Raw genomic sequence first — 16,759 nt, 5'->3', positions numbered from 1 at the left:
TAGATGTCCGGACTGGACCAAAAGGTTGCCTGCACCACCTGCCACGGCAGGTTCCTGCCTGACTACTGTCCGTAAGGGCAACGGGGTTCAGGCAGGCGGGGCCACCATCGCGTCCGCCTGACCCGAAGCGGCAAGGGAGGCGGCGATGAAGCCGGAGGACTTGAGGTCCTCGATCACGGCGTGGAGGTACGCGACGGTGTCGGGGTGCTTCGCCTTCGCGGTGCCGACGGCCTGCTGGATCTGCATGAACCGCTCGTCGATCACGCGGAGGTCGGGGTGCTCGGCGACGTACTGCGTGATCGGCTGCCGGATCCCGGCCGCCGCCTCGAGCCCCTCGACCCGGAACACGTCGACGCCCTCGTCCCCGCGCACAACCGTTGCCTGCTGCAACGTTCTGGTCAGGTAGAGGTCGTACGCCGACCCCTGCTTCACCCCGATCCGCACGCCGTCGGTGTCGACGTCGGCGACTGTGGTCAGCTTTGAGTCCCGCGGTACGGCGTACACACCCTCGATCACCACGTACGGCGCGGTGAAGGCGACCTCTTCCGCGCGGGCCGGGTCGATCGCGAGGAAGCAGATGTCGGCCTGCCCGCTCGTCATCGCCTCGAACGACTTCCGCGCCGCGTCGAAACAGACCGGCTCGAGCGGTAGCTCCAGGCGTTCGGCCAGCTCGCGGGCGATGTCCACGGTGACCCCGCCGGGCGCGTCCGGCGTACCGTTCGCCAGCACCGGGTTGCCGAGGTTGATCGAGGCCCGCAGTACGCCGGTCGGCGCGAGATCCGCTGCAACAGTCATGTCCGCGACCCTATCCGTCGACCCCGGCCGGGCAGGCGATCGATTGACGGATCTCGTCAGTCGTGGTCGCGGAGGTACGCCGCGGCGGCTCGGGCGGCCGTCGCCAGTTCGTCGTCCTTCGACGGCGCGAAGACGGCGGTCGTCGGCGTCGGGTTGGCGCGGAGCAGGCGCGTGCGTAGCGCGGTCCGCGGATGGTCCACGTCGGTGCGGCCGTTGCGGGCCTCGTCCAAGCGCAGCAGTCGGACAAACTCGTGGTCGGGGATCCCGGCTGCGGTACGGCGGAGTACGTCGAGCGGATCGCTGCCCGGCTCGAACCGGACGGCGCGGGCGAGCGCGCGGTAGCAGGTGCCGGCGAGCAGCACGCGCTCCAGCGATCGAGCCGTCGGCTCCGAGCCGGCCAGCTCGGAGACCTGCCGGTCGATCCGGTATTCGCGCCGTTGGCTGCCGGTCAGGTCCAGCCTGCGCAGCAGCCGGCGGTACCCGCGGATCGGCGGTCCGAAGACGACGCTGGCGATCTTCACCAGACGGCTGTGGAGGACCTGGTCGTCACTCCCCTGTCCGACCAGGACGACCACGCCCTCCGACGACTTGAGCTTCCCGTTTCCGGCCGAGTCGAGCGCTCCCGGCTGTACGGTCGCGGCCAGCTCGTCGAGGATGTGCTCCGCGGCGCCGAGGATGCGGTCGTGGGTTCCGCGCTGGTCGTCGTACAGGGCGTGGGCGAGGACGGCGTACCGCTCCTGCGGGCTGAGCATGGCCCAGGCCGGCAGGCCGAGTCGCAGCACGCGGCGGTACCGCCAGCCGATCCGGTCGACGGCGATCCACGTGTCGGTGGTCACCACGACGCTGCCGAGCTTCGGTGTGGCGGTCTGCGCGGCCAGGCGGTCGAGTACGTCGTACAGCTGGGGAGCTCGCTCTCTGGTCACCGCCTGCGCTGCGGCGGGAAGCCGCTTGATGCGAGGCCGGAAGATCGCCGTGAAGACAAACGCGATCGCCGCGAACGGCGCAGCGAACAAGAGCGGCCGGTAGAACACGAGCAGCGCCACACCACCGACGAAGAGCGGCAACGGCACCAGGAGCACAGGCAACGACAGCAGGAACGCACCCAGCGACCGCTCCGGCCCAGGAGCCCGCCCGGCGGCAAGCGCGTCGGCCAACTTCTGATCAGCCAGAGGCGGGGCCATGGACCAGTTTTTGCAGAGACATTGTGTAAGTCGTTGGGCGGTCCTACTGTGTGCGCACAGACCGTCCGATGGGGGTTGCAGATGAAACGTCGGAGTGTGGGGCTGCTGGTGGCGGCGGCGATGGTCGTTCCGGTGACCGTCGCGGTGCCTGCGCAAGCACACGACAGCGACAAACGAGTGGTGGGGTACTACACCAACTGGAGTGGGTACGACCGGAACTACCTGGTCAGCGATCTGGTGAAGAGTGGCGCTGCGGCGCGGCTGACCCAGATCAACTACGCATTCGGCTTCGTCGACGCGTCGGGGAACTGCATCAGCAGTGACGCGTGGGCCGACTACCAGCGACCGTTCAGCGCCGAGCAGAGTGTGAACGGCAAGGCCGACGAGCCCGGACAGGTGCTCAACGGCAACCTCAACCAGTTCAAGGAGCTCAAGAAGCTGTACCCGAAGCTTCGGATCAGCATCTCGCTCGGCGGCTGGACCGGCTCGGCACACTTCTCCGATGCGGCGCTCACGCCGGCCTCCCGGGCCGCACACGTGAAGTCGTGCCTGGACATGTGGCTCAAGGGCAACCTGCCCGGCCTCCCCGCCGGTGCCGCGAAGGGCATCTTCGACGGCGTCGACCTCGACTGGGAGTGGCCGGCCAGCGAAGGCAACCCGGGCAACGTGATCCGGCCCGAGGACAAGCAGAACTTCACCGCGCTGGTGCACGAGTACCGCAAGCAGCTGGACAAGCTGTCCGGGCACGCCGGTCGCTACAACCTGACCGCGTTCCTGCCGGCGAATCCGACGATGATCGACAAGGGGTTCGAGGTCCGCAAGCTGTTCAAGGACCTGACCTTCGGTACGACGCAGGGCTACGACTACCACGGTCCGTGGGAGACGCTCACCAACCAGCAGTCCGCGATCGACGGACCGAAGGGTGACCCGACCACACCGGAGTTCAGTTCGCAGGTCACGATCGACGCGTACCTGTCCCGCGGCGCACCGCGCAGCAAACTGGTGATGGGCGTGCCGTTCTACTCACACGGCTGGACCGGCGTGACGAACGCGAACCACGGTCTGTTCCAGCCGTCGACCGGCCCGGCGCCGGCGACGTACGAAGCAGGCACCGAGGACTACCGCCTGCTGAAGGCTCATCTGTCCGACTACACCGTCTACCGGGACAAGAAGGCCGGGTTCGCCTGGCTCTTCGACGGTACGACGTTCTGGACCTGGGACGACCCGGTCGAGATGGCCCGCAAGGCGCAGTACATCTCGCACCGCGATCTCGGCGGCGCGATGATCTGGTCCCTCGACGGCGATTCAAATGGGGAGCTGATCTCGGCGTTGCACCGTAACCTTCGCTGAGTGGATCTGAATACTCTCCAGGACCGGTTCGGCGCGGCAAATGCCGAACCGGTCCACGTCGGTTGCTCCGGAGCGACGGTCGTGCGACTCGACCGTGGGTCGGAACGCCTGTACTACAAGGCCGGCCCGGGCGTGTCCGACGAGGCGGATCGACTGGCCTGGCTCGGTTCGGTCGGCTTCCCGTGTCCGCAGATCGTTGACCGCGGCAACAACTGGCTGCTGACCACGGAGCTGCCCGGCCGGGATGCGTCGCAGGACTGGCCGGCAGCCGACCGCCCCGCCGTACTGGCCGCGATCGCGGACGGGCTGCGCGCGTTGGATCAGCTGTCGGGCTGTCCGTTCCCGTCGCCCTTCCCCGGTCGCGGCGATGCGGTGACACATGGGGACTACGCGGCCCCGAACGTCTTCATCGACCCTGACACCCTGCGCTTCTGCGGCATCCTCGACCTCGGCCGCCTCGGTGTCGGCGACCGCTACCTGGACCTCGCCCTGATGTTCAAGAGCCTGCGCGGCAGCCTGAACCCGCAGTACGGCGGTCTGCCCGCGGCCCGGCGCTTCGTCGAGTTGTACGGCGGGGACCCGGACGACCCGCGGATCGAGCACTACATCACGCTCGACGACTCCGGCGACTACATGCCCTGATACGCCCGTCGGTAGGCGCTCGGCGTCGTGTGCAGCGCGGCGCGGAACCGCCTGCGCAGGTTGGTCGCCGACGACAGGCCGACCTTGGTGGCGATCGTCTCGACGGGCAGGTCCGTTTCTTCCAGCAGGACACGCGTCCGGGCGATCCGCTGGGCGAGCAACCACTGGCCGGGCGCAACGCCGAGCTGGTCCGTGAACCGCCGCGCGAGTGTCCGCGGTGAGACGTTCGCCTGGCCGGCGAGGTGTTCCAGCGTGATCGGCTCGGCCAGGTGTTCGCCAGCCCAATCGAGCAGGGCGCCCAACGAATCTGTCGGCACCTGGTCCTCGGTGCGGTACTGAGTCTGGCCGCCTTCGCGATGCGGCGGCATCACCATCTGCCGCGCGACTCGGGCGGCGTGGGCGGCCCCGTGGTCGTTACGGACGAGTTGAAGACAGAGGTCGATCCCGGTCCCGGATCCACCGCTGGTCGCCACGTCGCCGTGGTCGATGTACAGCACGTCTGGATCTACCTGTACGGCGGGGAATCGGCGCTGGAGCTCATCGGCGTACCGCCAATGCGTCGCGGCCCGGCGCCCGTCGAGCAAGCCGGTCGACGCGAGGACGTAGGCACCCGAGCAGATGCTGACCAACCGAGCTCCGCGCCGATGTGCCCGCTTGAGTGCGCGCATGACGGTGTCGGTCGGCTCGCGATTGATCGGCAGCCAACCTGGTACGACGATCGTGTCCGCGCGATCCAGCGCCCGCAGACCGGATGTCACCACCATGTCGAAACCCTCGGTGGTGCGCACCGGCCCCGGCTGCTCCGTGCAGACGCTGAACCGGTACGGCGCCTCGCGGAACACCGCCGCCGCACAGCCGAGCTCGAAGCTCGCCTGCGGTGCGCTGACCAGAGCGACAACACGGTGCATGGCAAGAAAGTACCTGATCGGGACTATCCAGACACTGGGTCCCGCGCCTCGGAATGCAGAGGATCGGAGGCATGCAGAACTACGAGTGGGCGTTCGTCGACGACGCACCGGTCCGCGAACTCTTCCCCGGCATCACGCTGCGACCGCTCTGGTCCGGCGAGGTCGCGAAAGCCTTTGTCTTGCAGATGGATCCGGGATCCTGCTGGGAAGGCATCGACGTACATGACCCCGGACCGGAGGAGGTGTTCGTCGTCGACGGCGTGTTCAACGACGGGGAGCGTGACTACCCGGCCGGTTCGTTCATCCACGCCCCGGCCGGGTCGTCACACGTGCCGCAGTCCGCGAAGGGCTGCACGCTGTTCCTGTTCTACCCCGAGGGCTAGTCGGTACTGCGGAGCTCCGTGGGGGCGCCGTGGACCGCGGGGATGGAGCCGAGCTTGCCGGCCTGGAAGTCCTCGAAGGCCTGGATGACCTCGGCGCGGGTGTTCATCACGAACGGCCCGGCCATCGCGATCGGCTCGCGGATCGGGCGGCCGCCGATGATCAGTACGTCGAGGTTCGGCTCGGCCTGCGGTTGCGTCGTACCGGCCGCCGTCCGGATCGTGTCGCCCGGGCCGAAGACGGCGAGCTGACCCTTGCGGATCGGCCGCTTGCCGACGCCGACCGTGCCCTGACCTGCAAGAACGTAGACGAGCGCGTTGTACTCCGGCTGCCACGGCAGCACCAGCTCCGCGCCCGGGCTGACCGTGGCGTGGACGAGCGTGATCGGGGTGTGGGTCGAGCCGGGGCCGTCATGACCGTCGACCGAGCCGGCGATCACGCGGATCAGCGCGCCGCCGTCCTGCGTGGAGAGCAGGGCGGCGTCGCCGCCGCGGATGTCCTGGTAGCGCGGGGGCGCCCACTTGAGCGACTTCGGCAGGTTCACCCAGAGCTGGATGCCGTGGAACAGGCCGCCGCTCAGCACCAGGTGCTCCGGCGGGGTCTCGATGTGCAGGAGGCCGGAGCCGGCGGTCATCCACTGGGTGTCGCCGTTGGAGATGATGCCGCCACCGCCGTTGGAGTCCTGGTGCTCCATGATCCCGTCGAGCATGTACGTGACGGTTTCGAAGCCGCGGTGCGGGTGCCACGGGGTGCCCTTCGGCTCGCCCGGCGCGTACTCGACCTCGCCCATCTGGTCCATGTGGATGAACGGGTCCAGGTCGCGGAGGTCGACGCCGGCGAACGCACGCCGGACCGGGAAGCCCTCGCCCTCGTAGCCGCTCGGAGCCGATGTCACCGACTTCACCGGGCGCTCGTGCGCGATCGCCGGGTCCGGCTGGGTGATGCGGGGCAGGACTGTGATGTCACTGACGGTCACGGCGGGCATGGTGGCTCCTCGCTGGTTGATAGTTCAAGAATAAACTATCTCCCCGAACCACGGCAAGAGCGTGGGCATTCCCGGCTCCCAGGAACCTCCCAGCGAACGTGCAGGGTGGTCGGAGTCCCGGTTGGCACCGTCGTCAGTGGAACCCATCCGCGAACTGGAGACGATCATGACGACGCTGCTGGACCGACCCGCTCGAGTGCAGGAACCACCCACCCGACCACCGGGCAGACTCCGGCGTCTGGTCCGCGGGCCTTCCGGGCAGGCGGCGTACGTGCGGCCTTCTGTGTTCGCGATGTTAGTCGGGACGGCGTTCCTGTATCTGTGGAATCTGACGGCGTCGGGGTATGGGAACAGCTTCTATGCGGCGGCCGAGTTGGCCGGGACGCAGAGTTGGAAGGCCTGGCTGTTCGGGTCGCTCGATGCGGGGAACGCGATCACGGTCGACAAGCCGCCGGGTGCGCTGTGGGTGGCGACGGCGTTTGCGCGGGTGTTCGGGTTCAACAGTTTTACTGTGCTGGCGCCGCAGGCGTTCATGGGGATCGCTGCGGTTGGACTGTTGTATTTGACGGTACGACGGCTGGCTGGTCCGGGGGCTGGGCTGATCGCTGGGTCGGCGTTGGCGTTGACGCCGGTTGCGGTGTTGATGTTCCGGTTCAACAATCCGGATGCGTTGCTGGTGCTGTTGATGGTGGCGGCGGCGTACTTCGTCGTACGGTCGCTGGAGAAGGCCTCGGTGCGGTGGTTGGCGCTGGCGGGGGTGGCGATCGGGTTCGCGTTCCTGACGAAGATGGGGCAGGCGTTCCTGGTGTTGCCGGCGTTCGGGCTGGTGTATCTGATCGCTGCGCCTACGTCGTTGCGGCGGCGGTTGCTGCATCTGGTGGGGGCGTTGGGTGCGGTGGTTGTCAGTGCTGGGTGGTATGTCGCGCTTGTTGAGGTGTGGCCGGCGTCGAGTCGGCCTTATATCGGTGGGTCGACCAACAATTCGCTGCTGGAGCTGGCGCTTGGGTACAACGGCCTTGGGCGGTTGTTGGGTGGGCAGGGGAACGGTGGTGGCGGGGGTGGTGGGAACACTGGGTTTGGTGGGAGCACTGGGATCACGCGAATGTTCGGTTCCTCTTTTGGGACTGAGATCTCGTGGTTGTTGCCGGCGGCATTGATCGCGCTAGTCGGCGGGCTGTGGGTGACTCGGCGTGCGGCGCGAACGGATCTGCTTCGCGCCGGGTTCGTCCTATGGGGCGGATGGCTGCTGGTGACCGCGCTGGTCTTCAGCTTCATGAGCGGGACGGTGCATCCGTACTACGCAGTCGCGCTGGCGCCGGCTATTGCTGGGCTGGTGGCTATGGGTGTGGTCGTCGGGCGGCGGGCACGGTGGTTGCTGGCGGCAATGGTTTTGGCGACTGGTCTCTGGGATTATGTGCTGCTGGCTCGCACACCAGATTTCCTACCGTGGGCAAAGTACGCCGTACTCACATCCGGCATCCTCGGCGCTGCCCTCCTCCTCACCGGCCGCCGCCTCCGCCACGCGACACCCGCGGTGGTCCTAGCCGTCGCACTGTCACTCGGCCTCGGCACCACGGCGTACGCAGCATCCACGGCTTCCCACACCCACACCGGCTCCATCCCAACCTCAGGCCCCACCACCACCGCCATGGGCGGCGGAGGAGGAATGCCGGGAGGCAGCAACTCCGGCGGCCCAGGCGGATCAGCCGGAACCCCACCCAGCCGCTCAGGCCCCTCCAGCACGACCGGGACCACGGGCACGTCCGGCACCTCGGGCACGTCCGGCTCCAGCACCTCGGGCACGTCTGGTTCCACCACCACCGGGACATCCGGCTCCAGCTCTACTAGCACCTCCGGCTCCAGCTCCAGCGGATCTGCCGGGTCGGCGGGGGGCTCCGGCTCCGCTGGAGCTGGTGGGATGGGTGGTGAGGCCAGTAGCGAGCTGACGGCTCTGCTGTCCAAGACCACGACGACTTGGGCCGCGGCGACCAGCGGCTCTCAGTCTGCCGCCTCGCTTGAGCTGGCGACCGGGAAGTCCGTGATCGCGATCGGCGGCTTCAGCGGGAGTGACGACGCGCCGACGCTCGCGCAGTTCAAGCAGTGGGTGGCCGAGGGGAAGATCGCCTACTACATCTCCGGCGGCCAGGGCGGTGGTGGCGGTGGCTCGTCCGCCGCCTCCGAGATCCAGTCCTGGGTCACCTCCAACTACACAGCCACCACCGTCGGCAGCACAACCGTCTACAAACTCACCAGCTGACGGAGTCCGGCAGGCACCCGCGCAGGGTGTCTGCCGGACCTGCGTCGTACCGGCAACACTGTGGCGTGGCAGACTCTGGTGGCGTGACGGCTCAGATTCTGGATGGCAAGGCGACGGCGGCGGCGATCAAGGACGAGCTGAAGGTCCGGGTCGCGAAGCTGGCTGAGCAGGGCGTGATGCCCGGGCTCGGCACGATTCTGGTCGGTGACGACCCGGGCAGCCGCGCGTACGTCGCCGGCAAGCACCGCGACTGCGCCGCGGTCGGGATCTCCTCGATCCAGGTCGAGCTGCCCGACACCGCGACCCAGGACGAGATCGCCGCGAAGGTGCTCGAGCTCAACGAGAACCCAGAGTGCACCGGCTTCATCGTCCAGCTCCCGCTCCCGAAGCACGTCGACACGAACACGATCCTCGGCCTGATCGACCCCGCGAAGGACGCCGACGGCCTGCACCCGATGAGCCTCGGGAAGCTCGTCCTCGGCCAGGACGGCCCGCTCCCGTGTACGCCGAAGGGCTGCGTCGAGATCCTCCGCCGGTACGACGTACCGATCGCCGGCGCGCACGTGGTCGTCGTCGGGCGTGGCGTCACCGCAGGCCGCCCGATGGGCCTCCTCTTCACCCGCCGCAGCGAGAACGCGACCGTCACCCAGTGCCACACCGGCACCAAGGACCTCGCCGCCGTCGTCCGCACTGGCGACATCGTCATCGCCGCGGCCGGGTCCGCCGGCCTGATCACCGCCGACATGGTCAAGCCCGGCGCCGTACTGCTCGACGTCGGTACCAGCCGCAGCGCCGAGGGCAAGATCGTCGGCGACATCGACCCCGCGGCCCGCGAGCAGGCCTCCTGGATCGCCCCGATGCCCGGCGGTATCGGCCCGATGACCCGGGCGATGCTCCTCACCAACGTCGTCGAAGCCGCCGAATCGAGCCTGCCCCAGTGACCACAGGATCCGTGCTGAAGGTGAGAGTGACGTGCTGATGGCAGGAGAGGCCCAGCGGCGCAGCCAATGGCCGCTAGCGTTGTCACTCCTGGCCGCCCTCACCGGCCTGGTCGTGCTCTGGTTCTACGACTGGCGCAACGGCGTACTCATCTTCGCCGGCGCTGTCGGTCTGGCCGGCCTCCTCCGCGCCGCCCTCACCGACACAGCCGCTGGCCTCCTCCACGTCCGCAGCCGCATGTTCGACACAACATTCCTCCTGCTCACGGCCGCAGCCATCGCCGTACTCGGCCTGATCATCCCGAACTGAGCCGGAGCGGTGGAATCATCCGGCACATGGTGACCGTCCGCTCCGCCACCCGCGCCGACGCGACGCGCGTCGTACAGATCTATGTCGACTCGTGGAACGACGGCTTCGGCGACCTGATGCCGTCGATCGAGGTCAGCGACGCCCGGATCGCCCGCTGGTCCGACACGCTTGCCGACGGCAACTGGTGGGTCGCCGAGCTCGACGACACGATCGCGGGTTTCGTCGGCATCGGCCCCAGCCGAGACCCGATCGACCCCGACCTGGGCGAGCTCGACACGATCGCAGTCGACCCGGTGTACTGGCGCCGAGGGGTAGGCGAAACCCTTATGCAGAAGGCACTCCAAGCCCTCGCCGCCACCTACCCCGAAGCCATCCTCTGGACCCTGGCCAACTACCCCCAGGGCCAAACCTTCTACGAATCAACCGGCTGGGCGCTGGACGGCAACTCCCGCGACAACGGTCACCAGGTCTCCTACCGCCGCCGCTTCTAGATGCTCCAGTCCCACGGCGCGTAGATGCTGACTCGTACTGCGTCGAGCAACGGCGCGGTGTACTTGACCGAACACCCCTTGGCATAAGCGTTGCGAGCGGCAAGAACCTTCGCCCGGGTGAGATTCACCCGCTTCACCTGGAACGCCGTGACGAGCTGCCGATCGGGCCACGAGTCTTCGGTGTACGACCGCGCCATCCAGTCGTCCGACGTCGGATCTTCCGCCGACCCCAGCGCCCGCCCGACCTCGCTCTGACTGACCGATGCCAGGAAGTCGCCGGTCTTGTCACCGCGCAGGTGCCGCCCGGGCGGGTTGTAGTTCGTCAGAGCGTTGTACTCGTACTGCGAGCTCCACTCCTCGTACGAGCACGCGAAGATCAGTTGCGCATACCCGTCGGGCGGCACCTGCAGCGCCGCGTCAGGCGCGTCCAGCCGACTGACGCTGATCCGCTGGTACGCCTCGGGAGGTAGCTCGGGCCTTTGCGGCAAAGGCGTCGTCGGGTACGGCGCGGGCCGGGTGTCTCCGGGCGTCTCCGGGTACGGCGAGGTCTGCGCCGTACCGCCGGACGGCTCGATCGCTCGCAACCCAAGGCTCGGCGTACTCCCCGCCCGCGGCGCGATCTCTTCCCCGCATCCCGCCAGCGCCAACGCGAGAACCAGCAGTCCCCCCAGCTTCCGCATATCTCTCCCCAGTTGTCAGCGGGCGGCGAGCTTGATCAGCGCGTCGGCAAGGGAGCCTCGCCAGCAGGCGTAGTCGTGGCCGCCGTTGTATTCGGCGTACTCGAGGTCGTAGCCCTTGATGCGCAGGATCGTACGCAGGTGACGGTTCGCGACCAGGATGGACGGGCCGTAGTCGGGGGTTTGCCCGCGTTCCATCAGTCCGGCCTCGAGGTAGAAGCGCACCGGTTGACGCTCGGATTCGGCGTACTGGCGTGTCAGCCACTCGTGCTCCGGATCATCGTCGGGGCTCCACCAGAAGGAACCCGACTGGCTGATCACGTTGCCGAACACATCCGGCCGCCGAAGCCCCGCGAACGCAGCCGCCTGCCCACCGTGGCTTTGACCGGCGACGATCGTGCGGGCCGGATCGGTCGTGATCGGGTACTGCTCGCGGACCCACGGGAGCAGCTCGTCGGTCAGATACTCCAGAAACGCTGCTCCACAAGGGAGTTCGCGGTTCCGGACCTCCTGGGTCAGGCTGTCGACGAGGACGGCGACCATCGGCGGGATGCGGCCGGCGTTGATCAGGTTGTCGAGGATCGTCGGGAACGGGATCGGCCCGCGCACGACGTCACCGTCGAACAGCACGAGGAGCGGGTACGGCTCGTCGTTCGGCTGATAGCCGGGCGGGGTGTGGATCCAGATCCGACGTTCGTTGTCGAGGAACTCGCTCCGGTGCAGTTTCTGGACGAGCTCGCCGCGCTTGCCGTCCTCCCGCGGAGCCAGCCACGGCTGCTCCGGGGCAGACGGCAGTTCGACCAGCGACACCACGGTCCCGTCCGAGCCAAGGAACTCGTCCTCGGGAAAGACGAACGTCGCCGGGTTGAGCGGATCCGTGAACCAATCCGCCGTACGCTCCTGCCAATCCTCGGCCTCGACCGCCGACCCATCCCCATCGCTGATGGCCAGCCGATAGGTGCACCGAAGGTCCGCACCAACCCGAAAGGTCAGATACCAAACGTCGGTCCCATCGAGCCGCCGCATCAAATTCCCCGGCGCCTCCCACCCGGCGGGCCCACCAAACACCGCCACACTGCTGACCGCCTCAGCAGCCCGATAAAGAAACGTCAGCCAAACATCCCCACCCCCATCCCCCACAGACTCCACCATCGGCGACCCATCCCCGCCAACCTCGTCCCAGAACTCCGCAACCCGCCCCGGATCAAGCTCCCGCAACCGTGGACTATCAACCCGATCAGACAACTACCTCACCCCAGGGCGTCGACAGAAGCGGCGGTCCCCGCCGCAGCCCATTATCGCCAGCACCCGGTCCAGCGAGTGGCGAAAGCTGAAAGGGCTCCGTCTACAGATACCCAGCAAAAGCCCAAGCCCAACAGCCCGATGCGGCAAGCACCCGCGCACCAGCAAGCCTCACCCAAACGCCGGGCAGCGCGCACCTACTAGCAACAACCGGCCCGAGCCGGAAGATCCACGTGTACGCCGGAATGCCCCGACAGCTACACCGGATGCACCAGCAAAAACCCGCGGGGTACGCGAGCCAGCACCGCGCCCCACCGCACCATCACCGCCGCCCGCCACCGCCCGCCATCTCCTGCCCGCCATCTCCCGCCCGCCATCTCCCGATAGCCCCGCCCGCAGGCCACAGCCCACCAGCCCCCGCTCACGGGCCGCAGCCCACCAACTCCCGCTCGCGGGCCGCAGCCCGCCAACCGCGCTCGCAGCCACAGCACCGCGACAGCTGCAACACCACCGGCGATAGCCGCGAGAGACCCGCAACAGCGGAGCGCTGGCGCCAGCCGCGAGATACCCGCGACAGCGGGAAACCCCCGGAGACAACGGAAACTCTCGGCGACAGCCGGAACACCCCTGGCGGCATCCGGACACGCGGGGGCGCCCCCAGCTCACACCCGCGGGCGGCAGCCCGCAACGCGCCGCGGCAGCATCCGGCGGCAGCAGGAAGGTCCCGGCGATAGCCGGCAAGGAGGCGTCGGCGATGAGCCGGGGGTGGGTGGATGGGTGGGTGGGTAGCGCGCGGAGCAGTCGTGCCGAGGAGCGGAGCGACGAGAGACGGCTGCGGAGCACGCGGGGGGTCCCCCAGCTCTCACCCGCGGGCGGCAGCCCGCAACCCGCCGCGGCAGCGGCAACACCCGGCGATAGCCGGAACACCCCGGCGATAGCCGGAAGGTCCCGGCGGCAGCCGGAAGGTCCGGCGATAGCCGGAAGGGGTGCTCCGGCGATGAGCCGGGGGTGGGTGGGTAGCGGGCGGAGCAGGCGTGCCGAGGAGCGGAGCGACGAGAGACGACTGCGGAGTGCGCGGGGGCTACTCACTCATCCCCGTGCGAACGGTTAGTGGAAGAAGTGGCGGGTTCCGGTGAAGTACATGGTGATGCCTGCTTTGGTGGCGGCTTCGATTGCGGCTTCGTCTCGGATGGAGCCGCCGGGTTGGACTACTGCCTTGACGCCGCCTTCGATCAGGACCTCTAGGCCGTCGGGGAAGGGGAAGAAGGCGTCGGAGGCGGCGACGGAGCCGGGGGCTCGGTCGCCGGCTCGGGAGACGGCCAGGCGGCAGGAGTCGACTCGGTTGACCTGGCCCATGCCTACGCCTACGGAGGCGCCGTCCGAGGCGAGGAGGATCGCGTTGGACTTGACGGCGCGGCAGGCCTTCCATGCGAAGGCGAGGTCGGCGAGGACCTCCGGCGAAGCCGCAGTGCCGGCAGCAAGCGTCCACGCAGACGGGTCGTCGCCCGGTGCCTGGAAGCGGTCGCGGTGTTGGAGCAGCAACCCGCCGCTGATCGCGCGCATCTCCACCGTCTCGTCCGAAGCGACAGCCGGCGCCACCAGAAGACGGATGTTCTTCTTGCCCTGCAGGATCTCGACCGCACCGTCCTCGAACGCCGGCGCAACCAGCACCTCGGTGAAGATCTCCGCGACCTGCTTGGCCATCTCGACCGACACAGGCGCGTTCGTCGCGATCACACCGCCGTACGCCGACACCGGGTCGCACTCGTGTGCCCGCCGATGCGCCTCGGCAATGTCCTTGCCCACGGCAATCCCGCACGGGTTCGCGTGCTTGATGATCGCAACCGCCGGCTCGCTGAAGTCATACGCAGTACGCCGAGCCGCGTCAGCGTCGACGTAGTTGTTGTACGACATCTCCTTGCCGTGCAGCTGCTCCGCCGCGGCCAGCCCACCCCGCCCGTTCAGGTACAGCGCCGCCGGCTGATGCGGGTTCTCGCCATACCGCAGTACGGCGGACTTGTCCCACGCCGAACCCACCCACGCCGGGAAGCCCGAGCCCTCACCAGAATCGGTAAGAACCGACCCCATCCACGAAGCAACAGCGATGTCGTACTCCGCCGTGTGCACGAACGCCGCCGCAGCCAACCGCTGCCGCTCCTCCAGCGAGAACCCACCCTCGCCCAGCGACGCATAAACCGACGCGTACTGCGAAGGCGACGTCACGACCGCCACGTTCGCGTGGTTCTTCGCCGCACCGCGCACCATCGACGGACCGCCGATGTCGATCTGCTCGACACACTCGTCCACCGACGCGCCCGAAGCGACCGTCTCGCTGAACGGGTAGAGGTTGCTCACCAGCAGCTCGAACGGCTCGACCCGCATCTCCCGCAGCTGCTCGACATGCTCGTCCCGCCGTACGTCGGCCAGCAGGCCGGCGTGCACCATCGGGTGCAGCGTCTTCACCCGCCCGTCCAGGCACTCCGGGAACCCGGTCAGCTCCTCGACCTTCGTCACCGGTACGCCGGCTGCCGCGATCCGGGCCGCGGTCGAACCGGTGGAGACGATCTGCACACCGGCGGCGTGCAGCGCGGAAGCGAGCTCCTCCAGACCGGTCTTGTCGTAGACGCTGATCAGCGCCCGGCGGATCGGCCTGCGGTCGGTGCTCACTTCAGTCGAACCTTTCGTCCGGTGATGGTCCAGCCCTCGCGGACCAGGCGGCCGACCCACTCCACCAGCTGGCGGCGTTCGACCTCCTTGATCCGCTCGGTCAGGTCTTCTTCGGTGTCGTCGTCCAGAACTGGTACGACGACCTGCGCGATGATCGGCCCGGTGTCGACGCCGCCGTCCACGAAGAACAGCGTCGCCCCGGCGACCTTCACGCCGTACTCCAGCGCGTCCCGCGGACCGTGGATCCCGGGGAACGCCGGCAGCAGCGCGTTGTGGGTGTTGATGTACCGGTCGCCGAACGCGGCCAGGAAGTCGTCGCCGACCAGCTTCAGGAAGCCCGCCGACACGACCAGGTCGGGCTTGTGCTCCAGAACCGACGCGGTCAGCGCCCGGTCCCAGTCCGCCCGCTCGGCGTACGCCTTCACCTTGTGCACGAACGTCGGCACTCCGGCGGCCGCAGCCCGGTCCAGCCCGGCGATCCCCTCGCGGTCCGCGCCGACCGCGACCACCTGAGCGCCGTACGCCGGATCCGCGCAGGCGTCCAGCAGGGCCTGCAGGTTCGATCCCGATCCCGAGACGAGCACGACAAGGCGCGCAGAAGCGGAATCAGAAGCAGAAGTCACGGCGGGCAGCCTATCGCTCCGCGTCAGCCTCTTCCGCAGCCGGTCGGCGGGAGGCGGCCACGGCGGCCGTGATCGCGGCCCCGATCGCCATCCCCGCAGCCAGTACGCCGGCCGCCGGTAGCGCCCCCGGAACCCCGACCGAGGACATCCGCCCCGGCCCCGCCGAACCACCCGACATCGCCAGCAGCGCAAAGATGATGATCCCCGCGAGCAGCGCCGCCATCGCGCCCCGCAGCGCGAACGCATCCCACCCCAGCACGTCCGAGTCCCGCTGGACCAGCCCCCGCCGTACGACCACCAGCCCCGCGACCGCACCGGCGAGCAACGGCACCAACGCCGTCAGCACCAGCAGGTACGACGGAGTCGCGCCGTCAGCCGGTACTGCGGCCAGCAGCGGAAACGCCGGCAGGTTCCCGACGTCCACCCCGGTCGGCGCGATCGTGGTCCCGGTCCCCAGCTGGAACCCAGGCCCCGCAAGGAACGCCACGACGTACAGCACCACGTTCGGCACCAGCATCAGGCAGATCGCGAACAGTACGACGGACCCGATCACGCCCGCATCCAGCAGCTCGAGCATCCCGGTGATCCGCGAGAAATGGACCGCGAGAAGTACGCCGTACAGCAGCGAGGCGACCGCAATCACCGTCAGTACTGCGGCCAACGCCGCCGGAACCACGTCCCGTAGACCGGCCGGTGTCGCGTCGGCGATATCTGCCGCCGCACCGGACTCGACCAGAATTCCGGCGACACCGGCGATCAGCGCAAGTGAGAACGCACCCAGGAACGCCGACAGCGGCGACACCTTGAGCGCGCCGTCCGACGTGAGCAACGCCACGACCAGCGCACCGAGGCCGTAGACGAGCGCGAACGCTCCGGCCAGCGAGATCAGGTCCCTGGTCCGATCGGCCGCGCTGGACCGGGCCGCGGACTTGCCGCCGCGGTACAGGCACCAGGCGAAGAACAAGGTCAGACCGAGCGGTGCGACGCTGATCCGGCCCGTACCGATCGTCACACCGGCCTTGTGCGCGACCAGCCAGGCCGATGCCCCCGCGCGGACCGCGCCGGACGCGCCGCCGAAGGTCGCGCCGAGCCAACCGATCACCGCAACTGCGGCACAGGTGAGCAGACCGGTCAGCAGGCACGCCCCGGCAGAGATCACGGCCGACACAAGCAAGGGCTTGGTCTGGGCGGCGATCTCCGACGCGGGCGTAGCACTCGTTTCACCGTCCCGGGCGCCCGGGCGGCTCAGCATGTCGGTCATCTGGCTCCCATCGTCTCCCCGCGGACGGACGCCACTCGTCCTGACACGCCG

16 protein-coding genes are annotated in these 16,759 nt (G+C 68.6%); 7 read left to right on the top strand and 9 right to left on the bottom strand.

Going from position 1 to position 16,759, the window contains the following annotated elements; translation table 11 throughout:
* Nucleotides 1-87: 87 nt before the first annotated feature.
* The gene (locus FDA38_RS04265; RefSeq protein ID WP_137252744.1) at nt 88-795 is read right to left on the bottom strand and encodes a transporter substrate-binding domain-containing protein; all 708 of its coding nucleotides are present in this window, start codon (nt 793-795) and stop codon (nt 88-90) included.
* Between the two features lie 56 nt (nt 796-851).
* Complete coding sequence (locus tag FDA38_RS04260) at nt 852-1,976, bottom strand: M48 family metallopeptidase (protein ID WP_137252743.1); 1,125 nt, start codon at nt 1,974-1,976, stop codon at nt 852-854.
* An 81-nt stretch (nt 1,977-2,057) separates the two neighbouring features.
* Here FDA38_RS04260 and FDA38_RS04255 point away from each other — a divergent pair, with 81 nt between their 5' ends.
* Nucleotides 2,058-3,326: a glycoside hydrolase family 18 protein gene (locus FDA38_RS04255; RefSeq protein WP_137252742.1), complete on the top strand. Its 1,269-nt coding sequence runs from the start codon at nt 2,058-2,060 to the stop codon at nt 3,324-3,326.
* Nucleotides 3,327-3,968 (top strand): phosphotransferase, encoded by a 642-nt coding sequence (locus FDA38_RS43355; RefSeq protein WP_137252741.1) that lies wholly within the window; start codon nt 3,327-3,329, stop codon nt 3,966-3,968.
* Here FDA38_RS43355 and FDA38_RS04245 read toward each other — a convergent pair.
* Nucleotides 3,956-4,876: a helix-turn-helix domain-containing protein gene (locus tag FDA38_RS04245; RefSeq protein ID WP_137252740.1), complete on the bottom strand. Its 921-nt coding sequence runs from the start codon at nt 4,874-4,876 to the stop codon at nt 3,956-3,958. The two genes, FDA38_RS43355 and FDA38_RS04245, sit on opposite strands and share 13 nt — an antisense overlap.
* A gap of 71 nt (nt 4,877-4,947) precedes the next feature.
* On the opposite strand from FDA38_RS04245, the gene FDA38_RS04240 reads away from it, so the two are divergent.
* Complete coding sequence (locus tag FDA38_RS04240) at nt 4,948-5,259, top strand: cupin domain-containing protein (RefSeq protein ID WP_137252739.1); 312 nt, start codon at nt 4,948-4,950, stop codon at nt 5,257-5,259.
* Here the strand turns inward: FDA38_RS04240 and FDA38_RS04235 are convergent.
* Entirely contained in the window at nt 5,256-6,242 is a 987-nt protein-coding gene (locus tag FDA38_RS04235; protein ID WP_137252738.1) for a pirin family protein, read from the bottom strand. The two genes, FDA38_RS04240 and FDA38_RS04235, sit on opposite strands and share 4 nt — an antisense overlap.
* A 292-nt stretch (nt 6,243-6,534) precedes the next feature.
* On the opposite strand from FDA38_RS04235, the gene FDA38_RS04230 reads away from it, so the two are divergent.
* The 4 genes from FDA38_RS04230 to FDA38_RS04215 all read left to right on the top strand — a co-directional run bounded on the left by FDA38_RS04230 (nt 6,535) and on the right by FDA38_RS04215 (nt 10,238).
* On the top strand, nt 6,535-8,499 hold the full coding sequence (locus FDA38_RS04230) for a glycosyltransferase family 39 protein (RefSeq protein ID WP_233714513.1): 1,965 nt from the start codon (nt 6,535-6,537) through the stop codon (nt 8,497-8,499).
* A gap of 83 nt (nt 8,500-8,582) precedes the next feature.
* Nucleotides 8,583-9,440: a bifunctional methylenetetrahydrofolate dehydrogenase/methenyltetrahydrofolate cyclohydrolase gene (locus tag FDA38_RS04225; RefSeq protein WP_137252736.1), complete on the top strand. Its 858-nt coding sequence runs from the start codon at nt 8,583-8,585 to the stop codon at nt 9,438-9,440.
* A 37-nt stretch (nt 9,441-9,477) separates the two neighbouring features.
* The gene (locus FDA38_RS04220) at nt 9,478-9,747 is read left to right on the top strand and encodes a DUF3017 domain-containing protein (RefSeq protein WP_134106630.1); all 270 of its coding nucleotides are present in this window, start codon (nt 9,478-9,480) and stop codon (nt 9,745-9,747) included.
* Nucleotides 9,748-9,773: 26 nt separating this feature from the next.
* Nucleotides 9,774-10,238 carry a GNAT family N-acetyltransferase gene (locus FDA38_RS04215; RefSeq protein WP_137252735.1) on the top strand — a complete coding sequence of 155 codons (465 nt, stop codon included), beginning with the start codon at nt 9,774-9,776 and terminating at the stop codon, nt 10,236-10,238.
* On the opposite strand, the gene FDA38_RS04210 is transcribed toward FDA38_RS04215, so the two are convergent.
* The 5 genes from FDA38_RS04210 to FDA38_RS04190 form a co-directional block, all read right to left on the bottom strand.
* Nucleotides 10,235-10,918 (bottom strand): hypothetical protein, encoded by a 684-nt coding sequence (locus FDA38_RS04210; RefSeq protein WP_137252734.1) that lies wholly within the window; start codon nt 10,916-10,918, stop codon nt 10,235-10,237. The genes FDA38_RS04215 and FDA38_RS04210 overlap by 4 nt on opposite strands.
* Nucleotides 10,919-10,933: 15 nt before the next feature.
* Nucleotides 10,934-12,133 carry an enterochelin esterase gene (gene fes, locus FDA38_RS04205; protein WP_170989574.1) on the bottom strand — a complete coding sequence of 400 codons (1,200 nt, stop codon included), beginning with the start codon at nt 12,131-12,133 and terminating at the stop codon, nt 10,934-10,936.
* Nucleotides 12,134-13,264: 1,131 nt separating this feature from the next.
* Nucleotides 13,265-14,824 carry a bifunctional phosphoribosylaminoimidazolecarboxamide formyltransferase/IMP cyclohydrolase gene (purH, locus tag FDA38_RS04200; RefSeq protein ID WP_137252732.1) on the bottom strand — a complete coding sequence of 520 codons (1,560 nt, stop codon included), beginning with the start codon at nt 14,822-14,824 and terminating at the stop codon, nt 13,265-13,267.
* Nucleotides 14,821-15,447 carry a phosphoribosylglycinamide formyltransferase gene (gene purN / locus FDA38_RS04195; RefSeq protein WP_137252731.1) on the bottom strand — a complete coding sequence of 209 codons (627 nt, stop codon included), beginning with the start codon at nt 15,445-15,447 and terminating at the stop codon, nt 14,821-14,823. The genes purH and purN overlap by 4 nt, the downstream gene beginning before the upstream one ends.
* Before the next feature lie 10 nt (nt 15,448-15,457).
* Nucleotides 15,458-16,708 carry a cell division protein PerM gene (locus FDA38_RS04190; protein WP_137252730.1) on the bottom strand — a complete coding sequence of 417 codons (1,251 nt, stop codon included), beginning with the start codon at nt 16,706-16,708 and terminating at the stop codon, nt 15,458-15,460.
* Nucleotides 16,709-16,759: the final 51 nt, after the last annotated feature.

The organism is Kribbella jiaozuonensis (assembly GCF_005233875.1).
Lineage (GTDB): Bacteria > Actinomycetota > Actinomycetes > Propionibacteriales > Kribbellaceae > Kribbella > Kribbella jiaozuonensis.
This window is presented reverse-complemented; position numbering and strand designations above follow the sequence as displayed.